General features: G+C 68.4%; 3 protein-coding genes. All 3 read right to left on the minus strand.

All coding sequences use genetic code 11. The features are described 5' to 3' along the window. Positions 1-54: 54 nt before the first annotated feature. Positions 55-5,913 carry an amino acid adenylation domain-containing protein gene (locus AC6CID_RS01435; protein ID WP_498353484.1) on the minus strand — a complete coding sequence of 1,953 codons (5,859 nt, stop codon included), beginning with the start codon at positions 5,911-5,913 and terminating at the stop codon, positions 55-57. 141 nt (positions 5,914-6,054) lie between these two features. Then, the gene (locus AC6CID_RS01440; RefSeq protein ID WP_498353485.1) at positions 6,055-11,862 is read right to left on the minus strand and encodes an amino acid adenylation domain-containing protein; all 5,808 of its coding nucleotides are present in this window, start codon (positions 11,860-11,862) and stop codon (positions 6,055-6,057) included. 280 nt (positions 11,863-12,142) lie between these two features. Further along, complete coding sequence (locus AC6CID_RS01445; RefSeq protein WP_498353486.1) at positions 12,143-19,597, minus strand: amino acid adenylation domain-containing protein; 7,455 nt, start codon at positions 19,595-19,597, stop codon at positions 12,143-12,145. Positions 19,598-19,672: the final 75 nt, after the last annotated feature.

Here is a 19,672-nt window from a genome sequence, read left to right on the forward strand (position 1 = left end):
GGGGCGACCCTCGGCGGTTCGCCCCATGTGGCAGAGATATCGAGTTCTTGCCGGTCAGCGCCCCGAATCGAGCCGTCGGCCGAGGGCGGGACCGATCACGGCCCAAGCCTTCCGGGTGGCGAGGTCCCAGTGGGAGACGGGGACCTCGCGCGTGGTCACCAGTCCGTTCACGAACGGGTACCACGTCTCTGCGGATGACGCGGAGCGGTCGGCCTCGGCGACGAAGACCGTCAGGTCCCCGTCGTAGACCTCGGGTCGATGTGACGCGAGGAGGGTGTAGGAGTGACGCACACCCTCGACGATCCGTTCGATCCGCTCCGGGGTGAGTACGTCGAACGGGGCCGGTAGACCCTCGACGATCTTCTGCGCGTTCTCGGGGGTGAGCTCGGTGAAGGGCACCGAGGCCTCCGGGACGTCCCTGCCGAAACCGAGGACCTCGGCGACGGTGGGTGCGGTCGCCCGCTCCGGAGCCGCAGCGCCTCGTGTCTCCGGGTAGGCGTCGAGCAGCGCGAGGGTCGGAACCTCCTGCCCGGCGCGGCGCAGTCGTATCGCGACGGCCTGGGCGAGGATGCCTCCCATCGACCAGCCGACGAGATGGTAGGGACCGTGCGGGTGGATCTCCCGGATACGCCGGGCGTACTCGTCCGCCCACGCATCGATGCTCGAGGGGAGAGCGCCACTCGCCCCTAGGGCGGGCGACTGCAGGCCGTAGACGGGACGGTCGCCCAGATACGGGACGAGACCGGCGAAGCCCCATGCGAGTCCCGTCACGGGATGGATGCAGAACACCGGCGCACCCTCCCCACCGGCACGCAGGGGTAGAACGAGATCCAGGCCTGCGTCGCCGAGTGCGTCTCGCGCCGAGTCGCCGAGTGCGTCTCGCGCCGAGTCACCGTGCGCATCGATCCGGGCGGCGAGTTCCTCGACGCCCGAATACAGGAAGAGCCAGGGCAATTCGACGTGGGCGTCGAGGACGTCCCGCAAGCGTGCGGCGACTTTCACGGCGCTGAGCGAGTTGCCCCCGATTCCGAAGAAGTCGTCGTCGAGACCCACGCGGTCCCGGGTACCGAGCACTTCCGCGTAGATCGAGGCGACGACCGTCTCCGTGCGGCTGCGCGGGGCGCGATACGGCGCCGAGGCGACCTCCGCTTCCGGAAGAGCCTTGCGGTCGAGCTTACCGTTGGCGTTGAGCGGCAGGACGTCGAGCGTGACGAAGCCCTGGGGGACCATGTAGGACGGCAGTGTCCGGGTCAGCGCGGCGCGGATCGACGCGATGTCGGGGGATTCGGCGACGGGAACCACGAATGCCACGATCCGATCGCCGTTCTGCACAGTGACGACGGCGTCACGAACCTGCGGAAGCGCACGCAACGCCGATTCGATCTCCCCCAGTTCGATGCGGAAACCCCGCACCTTCACCTGGAAGTCGGCGCGATCGAGGTATTCGAGCGTGCCCGACAGCCCGTCGTCGTCGAACCGCCAGCGCACGACGTCGCCGGTGCGATAAAGACGCGTACCGGGTGCACCGAACGGGTTCGCCACGAACCGTTCGGAGGTGAGCTCGGGACGCCCGAGGTAACCGCGAGCGAGCTGGGCACCGGCGAGATACAGCTCTCCCGCGACACCCGGAGGCACCGGATGCAGGCGGTCGTCGAGGACGAACACCTGCGTGTTGGGGATCGGCGACCCGATGGGCACGGATGTTTCCGCCGTCTCGGTGACTCGGTGGGCTGTCACCGAGACCGCCGCTTCGGTCGGACCGTAGAGGTTGACGAGGTCCGTGTCGGAGTGTTCGAGGGTGCGCTCCGCGGTGTCGACCGGAAGTACCTCGCCGATCGCCAGGACGCGTCGTAGCGAACCCGGCAGTTCTCCTTCTGCGTCGTCGAGCAGCGCATCGAGCATCGAGGGGACGACGTGCAGGGTCGTCACGTTCTCGCGGCGGATCAAGTCGTTGAGGTAGGCGGGGTCACGGTGTCCGTCGGGCGACGCGATGACGAGCTTCGCACCCGAGGTCGGCGCCGACCAGAACTCCCACACCGACAGGTCGAAGGTCGCGGCGGTCTTGAGGAGGACCGCGTCCCCCTCGCCGAGCCGGTACTCGTTCTTCTTCCAGACCAGCTGATTGACGATCGCCTCGTGCGAGACGACGACTCCCTTCGGACGGCCGGTCGAGCCCGAGGTGTAGATCACATACGCCGCGTTCCCGGCGCGCAGGGGTGCGAGACGGTCGGAGTTCCGCAGGGCGCGACCGTCGTACGCGGCGAGATCGACCGTGTCGACCTCGATCGTCGGGCGGTCACCGGGGAGGTCGATCCGGTCGCGGCCGGTGGTGAGCACACATGCCGGGTCGGCCGACTCCACGATGTACTCGATCCGCTCGCGGGGATGGTCGGGGTCGAGCGGCAGGTACGCTCCGCCGGCCTCGACGACGGCATACATCGCGACGACGAGATCGATCGAACGACGGATGGGGAGGGCGACGACCGTCTCGGGACCGACTCCGTGTTCGATCAGCATCCGTGCGAGACGGCGTACCCGCGTGGCGAATTCACTGTAGGTGAGTTCGCTCTTCGCATCGACGAGCGCGCAGGCCGACGGTGTTGAGCGGACCTGGTCGGCGAACAGGTCGGCGAGGGTCCGGCCGGGGCCCACCGCGACCTGCTCGGCCTCCCATGCTTCGAGCATGGCGGCGAGCTGGTCGGGATCGTGCAGGTCGATGTCGCCGACCACGACGTCCGCGTCGTCGGCGACGACCGACAGGATCCGCAGATAGCGGTCGACCATGCGGCGGACGGACGACTCGTCGAACAGGTCCGTGGCGTAACCGAATTCGATGTCGAACCCGCCGGGTCCGCCGTTCACGCCGCGGTCGACGATCGTGACGTGGAGGTCGAACCGGACCGACGAGGACGAGGCGTCGAGCGGTTCGACCCGCAGGCCCGGCAACTCGAGCGCGTCGAGGGTGAAATTGTGGTACGACAGGCCCACTTGAAAGAGGGGATGGCGCGCCGGCGACCGAACCGGGTCGAGCACCTCCACGAGCCGCTCGAACGGGACGTCGGCGTGGTCGAAGGCCGCGATGTCCACCCGGCGCGCCTGGTCGAGCAGTTCGGTGAAGGACGCGCCGAGGTCGACGTCGGTACGCAGGGCGAGCATGTTGACGAACATGCCCACGAGGTCGTCGAGCTCGGGTGCCGATCGACCCGCGACGGGCGTCCCGATCACCACGTCGTGGGTGTTCGACAGTCGCGCCAGCAGCGCCGCGAGCGCGGCGTGGACGACCATGAACGGCGTCGTCCCGGTGCGGCGTGCCAGCGCGGTGATCGACTCGTAGGTGTCGCCGTCGAGTTCGGTGCGCACGGTGCCGCCACCCGAGCCGAGGATGGCGGGGCGGACGTGGTCGGTGGCGAGGTCGAGGTGGTCGGGGATACCGGCGAGCGCTTCGGTCCAGTACGCCAGTTGCCGGCCGGCGACGGACCCGGGATCGTCGTCGCTGCCGAGGACCTCGCGCTGCCACAGCGTGTAGTCGGCGTACTGCACCGGCAGCGGCGTCCACGCCGGCGGACGGCCTTCGGCTCGGGCGGTGTACGCGGTCACGAGATCGCGCACGAGCGGCGCGAGCGACGTGCCGTCACCGGCGATGTGGTGCATCACGAGCATGAGCACGTGGTCGTCGGTTCCGGTCTCGAACAGGTGCGCGCGGACCGGCACCTCCGCGGTCACGTCGAAACCACGTCCGGCGACGGTCGCAAGCCGCTCGACCAGTGCCTCTGCCGGAACCTGCTCCACCGGCACGTCGACCGTGACCCTCCCGGGTTCGAGGATGCGCTGTTCCCCGGTACCGTCGACCTCCGGGTAGACCGTGCGCAGCGTCTCGTGACGTTCGACGATGTCGGCGAACGCCGTACGCATCGCGTCGATGTCGAGGGTGCCCGCGAGCCGGACCGCCAGCGGAATGTTGTAGACGGCGGACTCGGGATCGAGGCGGTTGAGGAACCACATGCGCTGCTGAGCGTAGGACAGGGGCAGGCGTGCGGGTCTGAGCCGTGCGACGAGCGGCACCGTTCCGCCGGACGAGGTGGCGTCGAGGCGGCACGCGAGTCCCGCGACGGTCGGTTCCTCGAACAGCGCCGCGGCACCGACCGTGACTCCGAGCCGTGTCCGGAGACGACCGGTGACGGAGGTCGCGAGCAGCGAGTTGCCGCCGAGATCGAAGAAGTTGTCGTCGAGCCCGACCCGGTCCACCCCGAGCACGTCGGCGAACACCTCGGCGATCGCCCGTTCCGATACCGTCGCGGGGGAACGGAACTCGGTGGCCGTGATCCCGGGTTCCGGCAGGGCGGCGCGGTCGACCTTGCCGGACGGGGTGAGGGGAATCCGGTCGAGGACGACGACCGCTGCGGGAACCATGTACGCCGGAAGCAGGTCTGCGACGTGGCGGGTGAGGACATCCGCATCGAGCGCCGCACCGGCACCGTGCACGTACGCCACGAGGCGTGTCTCCCCGGCAGGTGTCGGACGGCCGAGGGTGACGGCGAAATCCACTCCGGGGAAGGACGACAGCGCCGCGTCGATCTCCCCGAGTTCGATGCGGAAACCGCGCACCTTCACCTGGAAGTCGTTGCGGCCCACGTAGACGATGCCCGCATCGGCGCTTTCGGGTCCACGGACGACGTCACCGGTGCGGTACATCCGTGTGCCTCCGGCAGCCGCGACGAATCGTGTCGCCGTCAATCCGGGACGTCCGTGATAGCCGCGGGCCACGCCCGGACCCGAGACGTACAGTTCCCCCACGACACCTGCGGGAACCGGATGCAGACGCGAGTCCAGCACGGACTCCGACACGTTGCGGATCGGGGGCCCGATCGTCACCCGGTCGCCGGGAGCGAGTACGTCCGAGATGTTCGACATGATCGTCGTCTCGGTGGGGCCGTAGCCGTTGAAGAATCGGCGTCCGGGAGCCCATCGCGTCACCAGTTCGGGCGGGCATGCCTCACCACCGACGACGACCGTGTTCAGCACGCCGAGCCCGGACGGGTCCACCGAGGACAACGCGGCCGGAGTGATGAAGGCGTGGGTGACCCCGTGTTGCAGAACGAATTCTGCGAATTCGCCACCGCCGAAGACCGAGCGCGGCGTCACGACCATGGTCGACGACGCCCCGACCGCCAGGAGCAGTTCGAGTACGGAAGCGTCGAAACTCGGCGATGCGAAGTGCAGGGTGCGCGAATCGGCCGTCAGGCCGTAGCGTTCGACCTGCTCCGCACAGAAGTTCGCGAGACCTGTATGGGTGACGACCACACCCTTGGGCCGTCCGGTCGAACCGGACGTGTAGATGACGTAGGCGGCGTTGTCCGGTCGCAGCGGACCGCGTCGCTCGTCGAAGCCCACCGGGGTCGAGGCCAGCGCCTCCGCTTCGGACGACACGTCCGGTGCATCGATCCGCAGCCACTCGACGGTCTCCGGCAACGAGGAAGCGGTGTCCGAAAGGGTCAGTCCGGTAACAGCGCCGGAGTCGACCACCATGTGCTCGACCCGATCGGGCGGGTATGTGGGGTCGACGGGAACGAAGGCCGCGCCCGTCTTGGCGACGGCCCAGGTGGCGACCACCGATTCCGGCGACCGGACGAAAGCCAGCGCCACGACGTCCTCGGGGCCGATACCACGGCCGATCAGCAGTCGCGCCAGACGTGACGAAGCGGCGTCGAGTTCCGCGTAGGTCGTCGATCCCGATTCGGAGAGCATCGCGATACCGGAAGGATCGCGCTCGACCGCCGCGGCCAGCAGATGCGGGAGAAGCGCGGTCGCGGGACGGCGGCGTAGACGGTGATTCCACCGGCGAGAACCGCGCTGTCGGTGAGCGTCTGCGGACACCGCCGGACTCGATTCCGGCCCGATTGCACTGGTGGTCATGCCCTCCCCGATCTCGCCGGGGGTACGCAGAACCAGACGTCGCGAGAGTTCGCGGCGCCCATCGATCGAGCATCTGTGTGGACTGGTCCCCGACTACCGGTCCACATCTGCCGATCGTGATCGAGTCTGGCACAGGCCGGGCTAGGGCTCCACTCGAATGGACGGACCGACTCCGCCTCCCCGGTTGCCCGACTGGGCAATTCGGACATTCTCACCGCTGGTGAACTTCGCCAGGATCGGCCCGATCTCACGGCATCCTTCATCGGAGGTGATGCCCCAGTGATCGACGTCCACGATGTGCCGCACCACGCGACCGGTGACGAACGGATCCCATTCCCGAAGCGAAGGCTGTTCCCGGCGGGAGGATTTCCCGGCCTCGACGAACAACATGTTCCCGTCGAACAGGCCCGGTGTGTGACCTTCGAGCACCTCGAAGGAGTGGGTTATGCCGCGCAGAATCCCGTCGAGGGGAAGCGACCCGAGCGCCGGCCCGTTGTCGTCCGCCGGGTTGTTTGTGAAACGAAACACACCCGCGGGTGGTGTGTCGCCACCCTGTCCGGCCCCGATCAGGCCTGCCATCGCGACCTCCGCCGGATCGACCCGATCGGTCAGGACGATCCGTACGTGCGCGTCGAGGAGGGTCAGCGACGAGACGATCGAGCCCGCGCGCTGCAACCGGACCGCCATCTCGTGAGCGATGACGCCACCCATCGACCAACCGACGAGGTGATACGGACCGGCGGGCCGGACTTCACGAACGGCCTCGACGTAGACGGCGGCCCATTCCTCGATGGTCCCGGGTAACGGCGCGTCACCCGACAGTGCCGGTGACTGCAGTCCGTAGACCGGGCGTCCGTCCTCCACGTACTCGGCCAGCCCGGCGAAACTCCACGCCAGGCCTACGACGGGATGCACGAAGAACACTGGTGGACCATCGGCATCCGGTGTGCGCAGCGGTAGCACGATGTCGAAAGCTGCCCTGCGTCCGTCCTCGCCGGTCGGGTCGGTGCGATCGATCCGTTCCGCGAGATCGGCGACCACAGGACTGTCGAAGATCCACTCGACCGGCACGGTGTGCCCCACCGCAGCCGCCAACTCGCCGTGGACGGCGATCGCGAGCAACGACGTGCCGCCGAGTGCGAAGAAGTCGTCGTCACGTCCCACTCGCTCGATCCGGAGCGTGCGAGCGAATGCCGACGCGACAGTTGCTTCGGTGTCCGTCCGTGGCGGACGGTACCGAGCGGCTTCGGCCCGCAGAACGGGAAGAGCATTGCGGTCGAGTTTTCCGGTGGTCCCTCGGGGCAGTCGGTCGAGCAGGCCGATCGCGGTCGGAATCATGTATCCCGGCAGCCGCTCGGTGAGGGCAGGTCGTAGCGCTTCCACGTCGAGGTCGGTGTCGTCGTCCGCCACGACGAAGGCCACCAGCCGGTCTCCCCGGTCCGCATCTTTCTGCACCGCCGCAGCGGCGGTGATCACCCCCGGGCACGAACGCAGCGCATCCTCGATCTCGGCCAGTTCGACCCGGAAACCGCGGATCTTCACCTGCTGGTCCCGACGTCCCACATACTCGAGTTCGGTGCCGGCCGATGTCTCCACCCACCGCACCAGATCACCGGTGCGGTACAACCGTCCGTCGCCGAACGGGTCCGCGACGAACCGAGCGGCGGTCTCTGCCGTACGGCCGAGGTATCCGCGCGCAAGCTGCACCCCACCCAGATACAACTCGCCCACGACCCCCACCGGAACCGGGTTCAGGCGCCCATCGAGCACGCGCACGGTCGTGTTCCATGCGGGCACACCGATCGGAACGACATGCAGGTCGTCCTCCCGCACCTCGTGGGCAGTGACCGAGACGGTCGCTTCGGTGGGACCGTAGAGATTCGTCAGCACGGCATCCGAGCACTTCCGGAATCCCTCGGCCGAGGCGGGCGACAGCGCTTCCCCGATGGACAGCACCCGGCGCAACGAGGCGGGATATCCGCCGGTCGCTGCCGCGGTGAGCATATCGAGCATGGTCGGTACGGAGTGGAAGGTGGTGACCTCCTCCCGGTCCATCAAGGCCAGCATCGCCGCAGGATCGAGATACCGTCCGGGCGGCGGAACGACCAGGCATCCACCGGAAGTGAGCGCACCCCAGAACTCCCACACCGACAGGTCGAAGGTCGGCGGTGTGTGCAGCACTGCCACTTCACGGTGGTCCGCTCCGAACCGGGAACGGATCCATTCCAGCTGGTTCACCACCGCCCGGTGCGGGACGACCACTCCCTTCGGTGTTCCCGTGGAGCCCGAGGTGAACAGCACGTAGGCCGCATTGTCGGGTGACAGCGGCGAAGTCCGGTCCGCATCGGTGAAATCGTCCGCCGGCATCTCTTCCCACGCGGGGTCGTCGATGTCGAACAGAACCGCGTCACGGGTATCGACCGTGCGGGTTGCGCCGGTCGTCTTCGACGAACGGAGAACGAGCGCGGGACGGGCGGTGTCCACGATCTGTTCGATCCGGCCGGACGGCAGAGAAGGATCGAGGGGCACGTAGGCGCCGCCGGCCGTCGAGACGGCGAACATCGCGACGACGAGCTCGAGAGAGTTCGGCATCAGAAGTCCCACCCGGGTCTCGGGTCCGACACCTGCTGCGACGAGTGCGCGTGCCGTACGGTTCACCCGCGCAGCGAATTCCCGGTACGACGCTCGTCCGCCGGGGTGGACCACCGCGGTGGCCTCCCGGACACGGGATACGTTTCTGCGGAAGAGCTCCGGTAGCGTCTGCGCGTCGGCCGGGTGTCGCCGGCCGCCCGAGATGTGCAGGAGGCGGGTGCGTTGCGCGGGGTCGAGCATCTGTGCGTCGCCCACCGGCCGCGTGGGGTCGGTCACGAGGTCGCGAACCAGGCGCACGAACATGTCCGCGAGTGCCTGCGCGGTGGACTCCTCGAAGAGATCTGTCGCGTAGGTGAGCACACCGGCCAACCCGTCCACCACGCCCTCGCCGTCGTAGCGTTCGGCGAGGATCAGGTGCAGATCGAATTGGGAGACGTTCCTTTCCGCTGCGAGACTTTCGGCCTCGAGACCCGGTAGGTCGAGATACGCGCGCGACAGGTTCTGGAAGGACAATCCGACCTGGAACAACGGGTGGTGCGCGAGAGACCGCACCGGATCGAGCACCTCGACGAGACGCTCGAACGGCACGTCGGCGTGCGCGAACGCGGCGAGGTCCGCCTTCCGGACCCGGGAGAGCAGAGTGGAGAACGACTCCGCGAGATCTACCTCGGCCCGGAAGACGATGGTGTTGACGAACATTCCGACGAGGTCGTCCAGTGCCGGGTCGTTCCGTCCCGCGACGGGAGTGCCGACCACGATGTCGCGCATGCCGGACATCCGGGAGAGCAGCACCGCGAACGCCGCGTGAACCACCATGAACGGCGTGGCGCCGTGATCCTGCGCAAGTGCCCGGAGCGCCGTGTGGACCTCCGTACCGATCGAGACATCCACGCTTGCACCACGATACGACTGCACCTTCGGCCGCGGGTGATCGGCGGGAAGGTCGATCCGGTCGGGGATTCCGTCGAGGGCGCGACGCCAGAAATCCATCTGTCGGGAGGACATCGAGCCGGGATCGGACTCGTCGCCGAGGATCTCGCGCTGCCAGAGTGTGTAGTCCGCGTACTGCACGGACAATTCGGGGAGCCGCGGTTCCGAACCGGAGAGTCGGGCGACGTAGCAAGCCGCAAGATCCCGGGTCAGCGGCCCCATCGAGTAGCCGTCGGCGGAGATGTGGTGCACCACGACGACGAGCACGTGCTCCTCCGGCGCCGTCCGGAGGAGTTCGACGAGGAACGGGACCTCACGTGTGACATCGAATCGAGTGCAGACGACTCGTTCGATCCTGCCGGCCAGCGCATCCGGCGAGATGTCGACCGGGACGAGCACGGACCGCACCGAGTCCGCACCGAGAATGTGCTGTACGGGACGGCCGTCGACCTCCGGGTAGACCGTCCGCAACGACTCGTGCCTGGCCACGACGTCATCGATCGCACGGCCGAGCGCGTCTGCGTCGAGCGCTCCGGTGAACCGGACGACGACCGGAATGTTATAGGCCGCAGACGAATCGACACGGTTGAGGAACCACATGCGTTGCTGCGCCAACGACAACGGCACCCGCTCCGGACGCTCCCGCACCGCCAACACCACAGTCCCGGCACCGGCACCGGCACCGGCGGTGTCGATATCGACACGGGCCGCCAACTCCTGCACCGACGACGTCTCGAACACCACCGGCACCGCCACCCGATACCCCAACCGCGCCGACAACCGCGCCACCAACCGCGTCGCCGCCAACGAATTACCCCCCAGATCGACGAACGAATCATCCAACCCGACCCGCTCGACCCCCAGAACCTGCGCGACCTCCTCGGCCACCGCGATCTCCACCGATGTCCGCGGCGCCCGATACTCGGCCACCTCGAACACCGGCGCCGGCAACGCCGCCCGATCGACCTTCCCCACCGGCGTCAGCGGCACCTCGTCGAGCACCGTCACCGACGACGGCACCATATAACCGGGCAACACCTCCCCCACCGACGCGCGCACCTGCGCCGGATCGAGCACCGCCCCCGCCTCGGGCACCACATACGACACCAACGCCGACTCCCCCGACGCCAACGCCGCCCCCACCGTCACCGCGAAACCGACCCCCGGCACCGACGACAACACCGCATCGATCTCCCCCAACTCGATCCGGAACCCCCGAATCTTGACCTGGAAATCACTGCGCCCCACATACTCGAACACCCCATCGCCGCCCCGACGCACCAGATCCCCCGTCCGGTACATCCGACCACCCGGAGTGAACGGATCGGCCACGAACCGCGCCGCGGTCAACCCGAACCGACCGTGATAACCCCGCGCCACCTGCGCCCCGGCCACATACAACTCACCGACCACACCCTCGGGCACCGGACGCAACCGCTCATCGAGCACGAACGCCCCCACCCCCGCGATCGCCGACCCGATCACCACCGGCGCATCGGGCACCAACTCCGCCGACGAGGTCGCCAGAATCGTCGTCTCCGTCGGACCATAGGCATTGAAGAACCGCCGCCGACCCGGCACCGACCACCGCCGCACCAGATCCGGGGTGAACGACTCACCCGCCACGACCACCACACGCAGACCATCCAACCCGGCAGGATCCATCGACCCCAACGCACCCGGCGTCATGAACACATGCGACACCGACTGCGACGCAATCACATCCGCCAGATCCGGACCACCACCAACCCCCGCCGGCGCCACCACCACCGTCGCCCCCGCCGAGAACCCCACCCCCAACTCGAGCAACGACACATCGAAACTCGGCGAACACACATGCAACACCCGCGACGAGCCATCGACCCCGAAATGCTCACGCTCGGCCGCAATCACCCCACCGACACCGGCATGCGAGACCACCACACCCTTCGGCCGCCCCGTCGACCCCGAGGTATAAATCATCCACGCCGCATCCGACGGCTCGAGCGAACGCACCCGATCCGCATACGAGACCGGCCGCGACGACAACCCCCGCACCTGCGCGGCCACCGACACCTCGTCGACCACCACCACCGGCACCGACCCCGCCGACCCGGCCACCACCTGCGCCACCGACGCCACCGTCAACGCCAACACCGCACCCGAATCGGCCACCATGAACTGCACCCGCTCGGCCGGATAACCCGGATCCACCGGCACGAACGTCGCCCCCGACTTCGCCACCGCCCACAACACCACCACCGACTCGAGCGACCGCGGCACCGCCACCACCACCGCATCCCCCGGCCCCACCCCACGACCGATCAACCACCGCGCCCACCGCGACGACACCGCATCGAGCTCCCGATACGACAACGACCGAGAACCCTCCACCACCGCCACCGCATCACCGGCCGACTCCACCGCCGACACCAACAACTGCGGCAACAACACACCACGACGACCACGCCCACGCCGCTCCGGGCGGGGTCCGCCGGACCGGCGACCACTCCGCGACTGTGTCGCGGCTCCTCCGAACCTGTCGATTCCTCGTTCGGACCCCGCCTCGGCCACGTGACAACTCCTCCCGTCGGAGCACCCCGACGGCCCCGGTCACGGTAAAGTTACCGTTCGGTCACGTGTCCTGCACGCCCGATGGGGAGGGCCGTCGGGCGCTCGTGTTCGTCACAGATCACAATCCGTCCTGAGTGTCACCCCGAGAAGTCGATCATGAACCGGACGACCACGGGTGAGTTCTCGCGCAGATGGTGGCGTCGACCGATTCGGAAGCCGCCGTCCGGATCCCGTCCGTGACCGAGACGAACTCGAGATCCGCACAGCCGACGAGGTCGGCCACCGCCTCACCGGGAACGAATGCGTGTGTCACCCATTCCTCTTCCGCAGCACGGGCGAGATCGTCACGGTTTTCGGGAACGATCACGACAGCACCGGCCAGTGCGGCAGCGAGCACCGCATATACCGACCAGGGGTCTGCCGCCCGCCCTGACACCAGGATCCGAGCATCGTAGGTGAGACCGAACTCGGTGTGATCGCGGCGAAGAGCAGCCACCGCACGTCCCTGAGTGAGGTCGCCCTGCGGCAGCCTCAGCGCAGGGTCCCCGGCACGGAGGACGGACGTGCGCTCGGTGTAGGCGACGGGGCGCTCCGATTGCACCGACACCCTCGACACCAGTTCCGGGTCGTCCATCGGAAGCAGAACCGCCGAGCCGTCGGCGGTGCGCTGTGAGGTCGTGAGAATCCAACGAGCCTCGGAGGACGTCCCCACCGCGATCGCGGCCCCCGCCTTCACGGTTGCCCAGATCGCGGTCACCAGGTCGATTCCGGCGGGGACATCAACGGCGACGGTCTCGCCCGGACCCGCACCGAGCGAGATCAGATGCCGCGCCCACCGAGAGGATCGTTTCTCGACCTCCGCGAAGGTCGACTCGGTCTCGCCGAACACGACGGCAGGAGCGTCCGGATCCGATTCGACCACAACGCGCAGTTCCTGGGCGATCGTCGTATCGGGGACCTGCGAAGACGACTCCGGCACGGCGCGAGGGGCACCGGTGACCACCGCGACCTCGTCAGCGGTCCGGATATCGATGTCCCCGACCACCGCGGCGGGATCGGCGGCCACCGCGTCGAGCACCGCCACGAATCGACGCGCGTAGGCCTCCGCGGTGTCCGCGTCGAACAGATCGGTCGCGTAGGTGAAGGCAACCGCCATCCCACCCGGCCCGCTCGCGGAGTCCTCCCGAGGCTCCACCGTGACCTGCAGATCGAACTTGGCGGAGAGCTCTCCCGTGTCGAGCGCTTCGACGGTCAGCTCCGGCAGTTCCATACGCACGGGGTCGAGGTTCTGGAAGGACAGCACCGTCTGGAAGACCGGATGCCGGGAGCTCGAACGAGCGATCCCCAGTTCGTCCACGACACGCTCGAACGGCACGTCCGCATTCGCGAAGGCTTCGAGGTCGCCGGCTCGGACCGTGTCGAGCAGGGCGTCGAACGCCGTGGCCGGGTCGACGTCGCTGCGCAGTGCCAGCGTGTTGACGAACATGCCGACCACGTCGTCGAGTGCCCGAGCACCGCGCCCGGCCACTGCCGTCCCGATCACGACGTCGCGCGAACTGCTCAGTCTCGACAGCAACACCGCGAGAGCGGCATGCACCACCATGAACAGCGAGGCACGATGTTCCGAGGCGAGAATGTCGAGGCGAGCACGGGTATCCGCGGACACATCGATCATGGTCGTGGCACCGCGGGTGCTGGTTTGTGCGGGTCGCGGCCGGTCGGCGGGAAGGTCCAGCAGGTCCGGCACCCCTGCCAGGCGTTCACGCCAGTAGTCGAGCTGCTTCCCCGCAGGCGATGCCGGATCGTCGGCGTCCCCGAACACGTCCTGCTGCCACAGCGCGAAGTCCGCATACTGCACCTCGAGCGGAGGGAGCTCGACGGAGCTGCCGGAGATGCGTCCGATGTACGCCGACACGAGGTCGCGGGCGAGCGGTGCGAGCGACGCACCGTCCGCCGAGATGTGGTGCACGACGAGCACGAGGACGTGGTCGTCCGGCGTGAGCGAGACCAACCGGCCCCGCACGGGTACGTCTGTGGATACATCGAAGCCCTGCGACGCGACCTCCACGACCGCCTCGAACGCCTCTCCCTCGGTACCCGCGGTGACGACCGTCAGTTCCTCGACCGCGTCGACGGACCGGATCCGCTGGTACGGACCGTGATCGTCGTACGGGTAGACGGTACGCAGTGTCTCGTGGCGCTCGACCACATCGCGCACGGAAGCTGCGAGTGCCTCGGTGTCGAGGTTTCCGCGCAGCCGAATCGCCAGGGGGATGTTGTAGGTGGACGAACCGGGGTCGAGCTGATTGAGCACCCACATCCGCTGCTGTGCGAGCGAGAGCGGGATGCGATCGGGACGCGGCCGTGCGACGAGCTCCGGCACCGCGCGATCGGAACTGCCGCCATCGACGCGCGCCGCCAGACCCGCGACGGTGGGAGCTTCGAACAGTTCCCGGATGGCCAGGCTCGCTCCGGTCGCCTCGTTGATGCGGGCGACGACCCGTGTCGCGACGAGGGAGTTGCCGCCGAGGTCGAAGAACGAGTCGTCGGCACCGACGCGTTCGATACCCAGCACCTCGGCCCAGACCTGCGCGACGATCCGTTCCGATTCGGTGGCCGGTTCGCGGAAACGATCGGCGTCGATGTCGATGCGGGGCACGGGGAGAGCGCGCCGGTCGAGCTTGCCGTTCACCGTGAGCGGCAGTTCGTCGAGCACGGTCACCACATCGGGAACCATGTACCCCGCGAGAAATTCGGATGCGTGCGCGCGCACCGCGGCCGGATCGACGGTTTCACCGGTGCGGGCGACGACGTAACCGACGAGACGTTCGCCGAGTCCGTCGTCCCGGACCATCGCGACCGCCTGTGCGACACCCGGAGCCTGCAGCAGCTGCGACTCGATCTCGCCCAGTTCGATACGGAAGCCGCGGAGCTGGACCTGCGAGTCGCTGCGGCCCGCGTATTCGAGGATGCCTTCGCCGTTCCACCGCGCGATGTCGCCGGTGCGGTAGAGACGACCGCGACCGAAGGGGTTCGCGACGAAGCGCGCGACCGTCAGGTCGGGGCGTCCGAGATATCCGCGGGAGAGCTGGTCGCCGGAAATGTACAGCTCCCCCGGCACGCCGGCGGGCACGGGATGCAGACGCCGGTCGAGGACGTAGGCGTCCAATCCGGGAAGCGAGCGTCCGATCGCGCTGGCGGCACCGGCCTTCGCGAGGGCGCGGTCGATGCGCTGGTACGACACGTGCACCGTGGTCTCGGTGATGCCGTACATGTTCACCAGTTGTGGGCCGGCGGGGTGACGATCGAACCAGCCCGCGAGCCGGGCCGGGTCGAGTGCCTCGCCGCCGAAGACGACGTAGCGCAGCGCGAGCGGTGCCGTGTCGGCCGCGAGAGTGCGATCGGCCTCGTCGAACTGGTAGAACGCCGACGGCGTCTGGTTGAGCACCGTGACGCCCTCGCGCCGCACGAGCTGCGCGAACAGCTCGGGTGACCGGGAGGTGAGGTAGTCGACGACGACGAGCCGGCCCCCGTACAGCAGCGGTCCCCACAGTTCCCACACCGAGAAGTCGAAGGCGTAGGAGTGGAACAGCGTCCACACGTCGTCCGGGCCGAAGCCGAAGCGGGGCTCGGCGTTGGCGAAGAGGGTCAGCACGTTCCGGTGCGTGACGGCGACACCCTTGGGGCGGCCGGTCGAACCGGAGGTGAAGATGACGTACGCGAGATCGTCCGGTTGCGGCGATGCGATCCGGTCGGCGTCGGTGAGCGGATCGGCCGAGACCGAGTCGTCGTTCTGTGCGTCGGCGACATCGAGCATCTCGATTCCGCTGCCGCGCAACGCCTCCGCTCCGGGCTCGTCTCCGAGTGCATCGGAGGTGAGGATCACGCGGGGCCGCGCCTGGTCGAGGATGTACCGCACACGGTCCTGCGGGTGAGCGGTGTCGATCGGCAGGTAGGCGCCGCCGGAGAGCACGACCGCGGTGAGGGCGACCACGAGGTCCTCGGTCCGCGGCAGGGCCACCGCGACGAGAGTTCCCGGTCCGATGCCGGCGCCGACGAGCCGGCGTGCGATCCGGTTCGCGCGGGCACCGAGCTCGGCGTACGTGAGGGTCGTCTCGCCGTGGGTCACCGCGGCATTCGCGGCGTGGGCGCACACGACTGCGTCGAAACGTGCAGCCAGCGTGGCCGGTTCGACGACCGGGACGGATTCGCCGAGCGTGTTCCACTCGGTGAGGATGCGGTCGAGTTCGTCGTCGGTGACGAGCGGCACGTCGCCGACCGCGATGCGCGGATCGGTGGTGACCGCCTGGAGGATCCGCGAGAACCGTTCTGCGACAGCGGCGACGGTCTGCTGATCGAACAGTTCGGTGGCGTAGTTGAACTCCACCACGAGACCGGAGGGATCGCCGGCGGCGTCGACGACATCCGCGACGGTGACCTGCAGGTCGAACTTGGCGACCTGCGCGTCGAAGTCGATACCGGAGACGGTGAGCTCGGGCAGTTCCAGCTGCGAGACCGGCATGTTCTGGAAGGTGAGCATGACCTGGAAGAGCGGATGACGTGCCTGCGAACGAGGCGGATCGAGCACCTCGACGAGCCGCTCGAACGGCACGTCGGCGTGCGTGAACGCCTCGAGGTCGGCCGTGCGCACCGAGTCGAGGAAGTCGCCGAAGGACGCCCCGGACTCGACTGGTGTACGCAGCACCAGGGTGTTGACGAACATGCCCACCAGGTCGTCGAGCGCGGCGTCGCCGCGGCCGGCGACGGGGGTACCGATCGTGATGTCGTCGTTGCCGCCGAGCCGCGCCAGAAGTACAGCGAGCGCGGCGTGGACGACCATGAATTCCGTTGCGCCGCTGCGGCGGGCCAGATCGGCGATCGCTGCGCGGACGCGCTCGTCGAGGGTGAGCCGGTGTGAGGCACCCCGATAGCTCGCGACGGCCGGCCGGGGACGATCGGACGGCAGCGTCGACTCTTCCGGCAGATCCGCGAGGGTCCGCTTCCAGAAATCGGTCTCCCGCGCCATGAGCGACTCGGGGTCGGACTCGTCTCCGAGGATCTCGCGCTGCCAGAGTGTGTAGTCCGCGTACTGCACCTCGAGCGGTGCCCATCCGGGTTCCCCGCCCGCGACACGCGCGGCGTAGGCCGTCACCACGTCGCGGGTCAGCGGTCCCATCGAGTAGCCGTCGGCGGAGATGTGGTGCACCACGACGACGAGCACGTGCTCGTCCGGGGCCACGGAGAACAGGCGCACTCGGATCGGAACCTGTTGCGTCACATCGAATCCGGTGGTGACCGCTTCGGCGACCCTGGCCGGGACCTCATCGGCGTCGACGATCTCGGGGCGGACCTCGACGACCGCGTCCGCGGCGGGCAGCACCTGCTGGTAGCCGACACCGTCGATCTCGGGGTAGACGGTGCGAAGCGATTCGTGGCGTTTCACCACGTCGGAGACCGCCGCCTGCAACGCGTTGGTGTCCAGTCGTCCCGAAAGGCGAATGGCCACAGGGATGTTGTTCACGGCGGAGTGCGGTTCGAGCCGGTTGAGGAACCACATGCGTTGCTGCGCCAACGACAACGGCACCCGCTCCGGACGCTCCCGCACCGCCAACACCACAGTCCCGGCACCGGCACCGGCACCGGCGGTGTCGATATCGACACGGGCCGCCAACTCCTGCACCGACGACGTCTCGAACACCACCGGCACCGCCACCCGATACCCCAACCGCGCCGACAACCGCGCCACCAACCGCGTCGCCGCCAACGAATTACCCCCCAGATCGACGAACGAATCATCCAACCCGACCCGCTCGACCCCCAGAACCTGCGCGACCTCCTCGGCCACCGCGATCTCCACCGATGTCCGCGGCGCCCGATACTCGGCCACCTCGAACACCGGCGCCGGCAACGCCGCCCGATCGACCTTCCCCACCGGCGTCAGCGGCACCTCGTCGAGCACCGTCACCGACGACGGCACCATATAACCGGGCAACACCTCCCCCACCGACGCGCGCACCTGCGCCGGATCGAGCACCGCCCCCGCCTCGGGCACCACATACGACACCAACGCCGACTCCCCCGACGCCAACGCCGCCCCCACCGTCACCGCGAAACCGACCCCCGGCACCGACGACAACACCGCATCGATCTCCCCCAACTCGATCCGGAACCCCCGAATCTTGACCTGGAAATCACTGCGCCCCACATACTCGAACACCCCATCGCCGCCCCGACGCACCAGATCCCCCGTCCGGTACATCCGACCACCCGGAGTGAACGGATCGGCCACGAACCGCGCCGCGGTCAACCCGAACCGACCGTGATAACCCCGCGCCACCTGCGCCCCGGCCACATACAACTCACCGACCACACCCTCGGGCACCGGACGCAACCGCTCATCGAGCACGAACGCCCCCACCCCCGCGATCGCCGACCCGATCACCACCGGCGCATCGGGCACCAACTCCGCCGACGAGGTCGCCAGAATCGTCGTCTCCGTCGGACCATAGGCATTGAAGAACCGCCGCCGACCCGGCACCGACCACCGCCGCACCAGATCCGGGGTGAACGACTCACCCGCCACGACCACCACACGCAGACCATCCAACCCGGCAGGATCCATCGACCCCAACGCACCCGGCGTCATGAACACATGCGACACCGACTGCGACGCAATCACATCCGCCAGATCCGGACCACCACCAACCCCCGCCGGCGCCACCACCACCGTCGCCCCCGCCGAGAACCCCACCCCCAACTCGAGCAACGACACATCGAAACTCGGCGAACACACATGCAACACCCGCGACGAGCCATCGACCCCGAAATGCTCACGCTCGGCCGCAATCACCCCACCGACACCGGCATGCGAGACCACCACACCCTTCGGCCGCCCCGTCGACCCCGAGGTATAAATCATCCACGCCGCATCCGACGGCTCGAGCGAACGCACCCGATCCGCATACGAGACCGGCCGCGACGACAACCCCCGCACCTGCGCGGCCACCGACACCTCGTCGACCACCACCACCGGCACCGACCCCGCCGACCCGGCCACCACCTGCGCCACCGACGCCACCGTCAACGCCAACACCGCACCCGAATCGGCCACCATGAACTGCACCCGCTCGGCCGGATAACCCGGATCCACCGGCACGAACGTCGCCCCCGACTTCGCCACCGCCCACAACACCACCACCGACTCGAGCGACCGCGGCACCGCCACCACCACCGCATCCCCCGGCCCCACCCCACGACCGATCAACCACCGCGCCCACCGCGACGACACCGCATCGAGCTCCCGATACGACAACGACCGAGAACCCTCCACCACCGCCACCGCATCACCGGCCGACTCCACCGCCGACACCAACAACTGCGGCAACAACACACCACGACGACCACGCCCACGCCGCTCCGGGCGGGCAGCACGCTCGGAACGCGCGGCACGCTCGGGGCGGGGAGCACGTTCGGGGCGGGGAGCACGTTCGGGACGCGACGCCCGGGCACGAGCGCGATCGGCCGGAGATACGTGCGAGTCCGCGTCACTCGATCGCGATGCGTTTACCGGAGTGGCTCCGTCCGCGCTGCCGTCGTGTCGTGAACGCATGAAAAAGCCCACACCCTTCGCTTTCGATACCAGTGGTCGCGCCTGCGAACCGAGCAAGCATAGTCATCCACCCGA

Source organism: Rhodococcus sp. GQ147 (assembly GCF_059759155.1).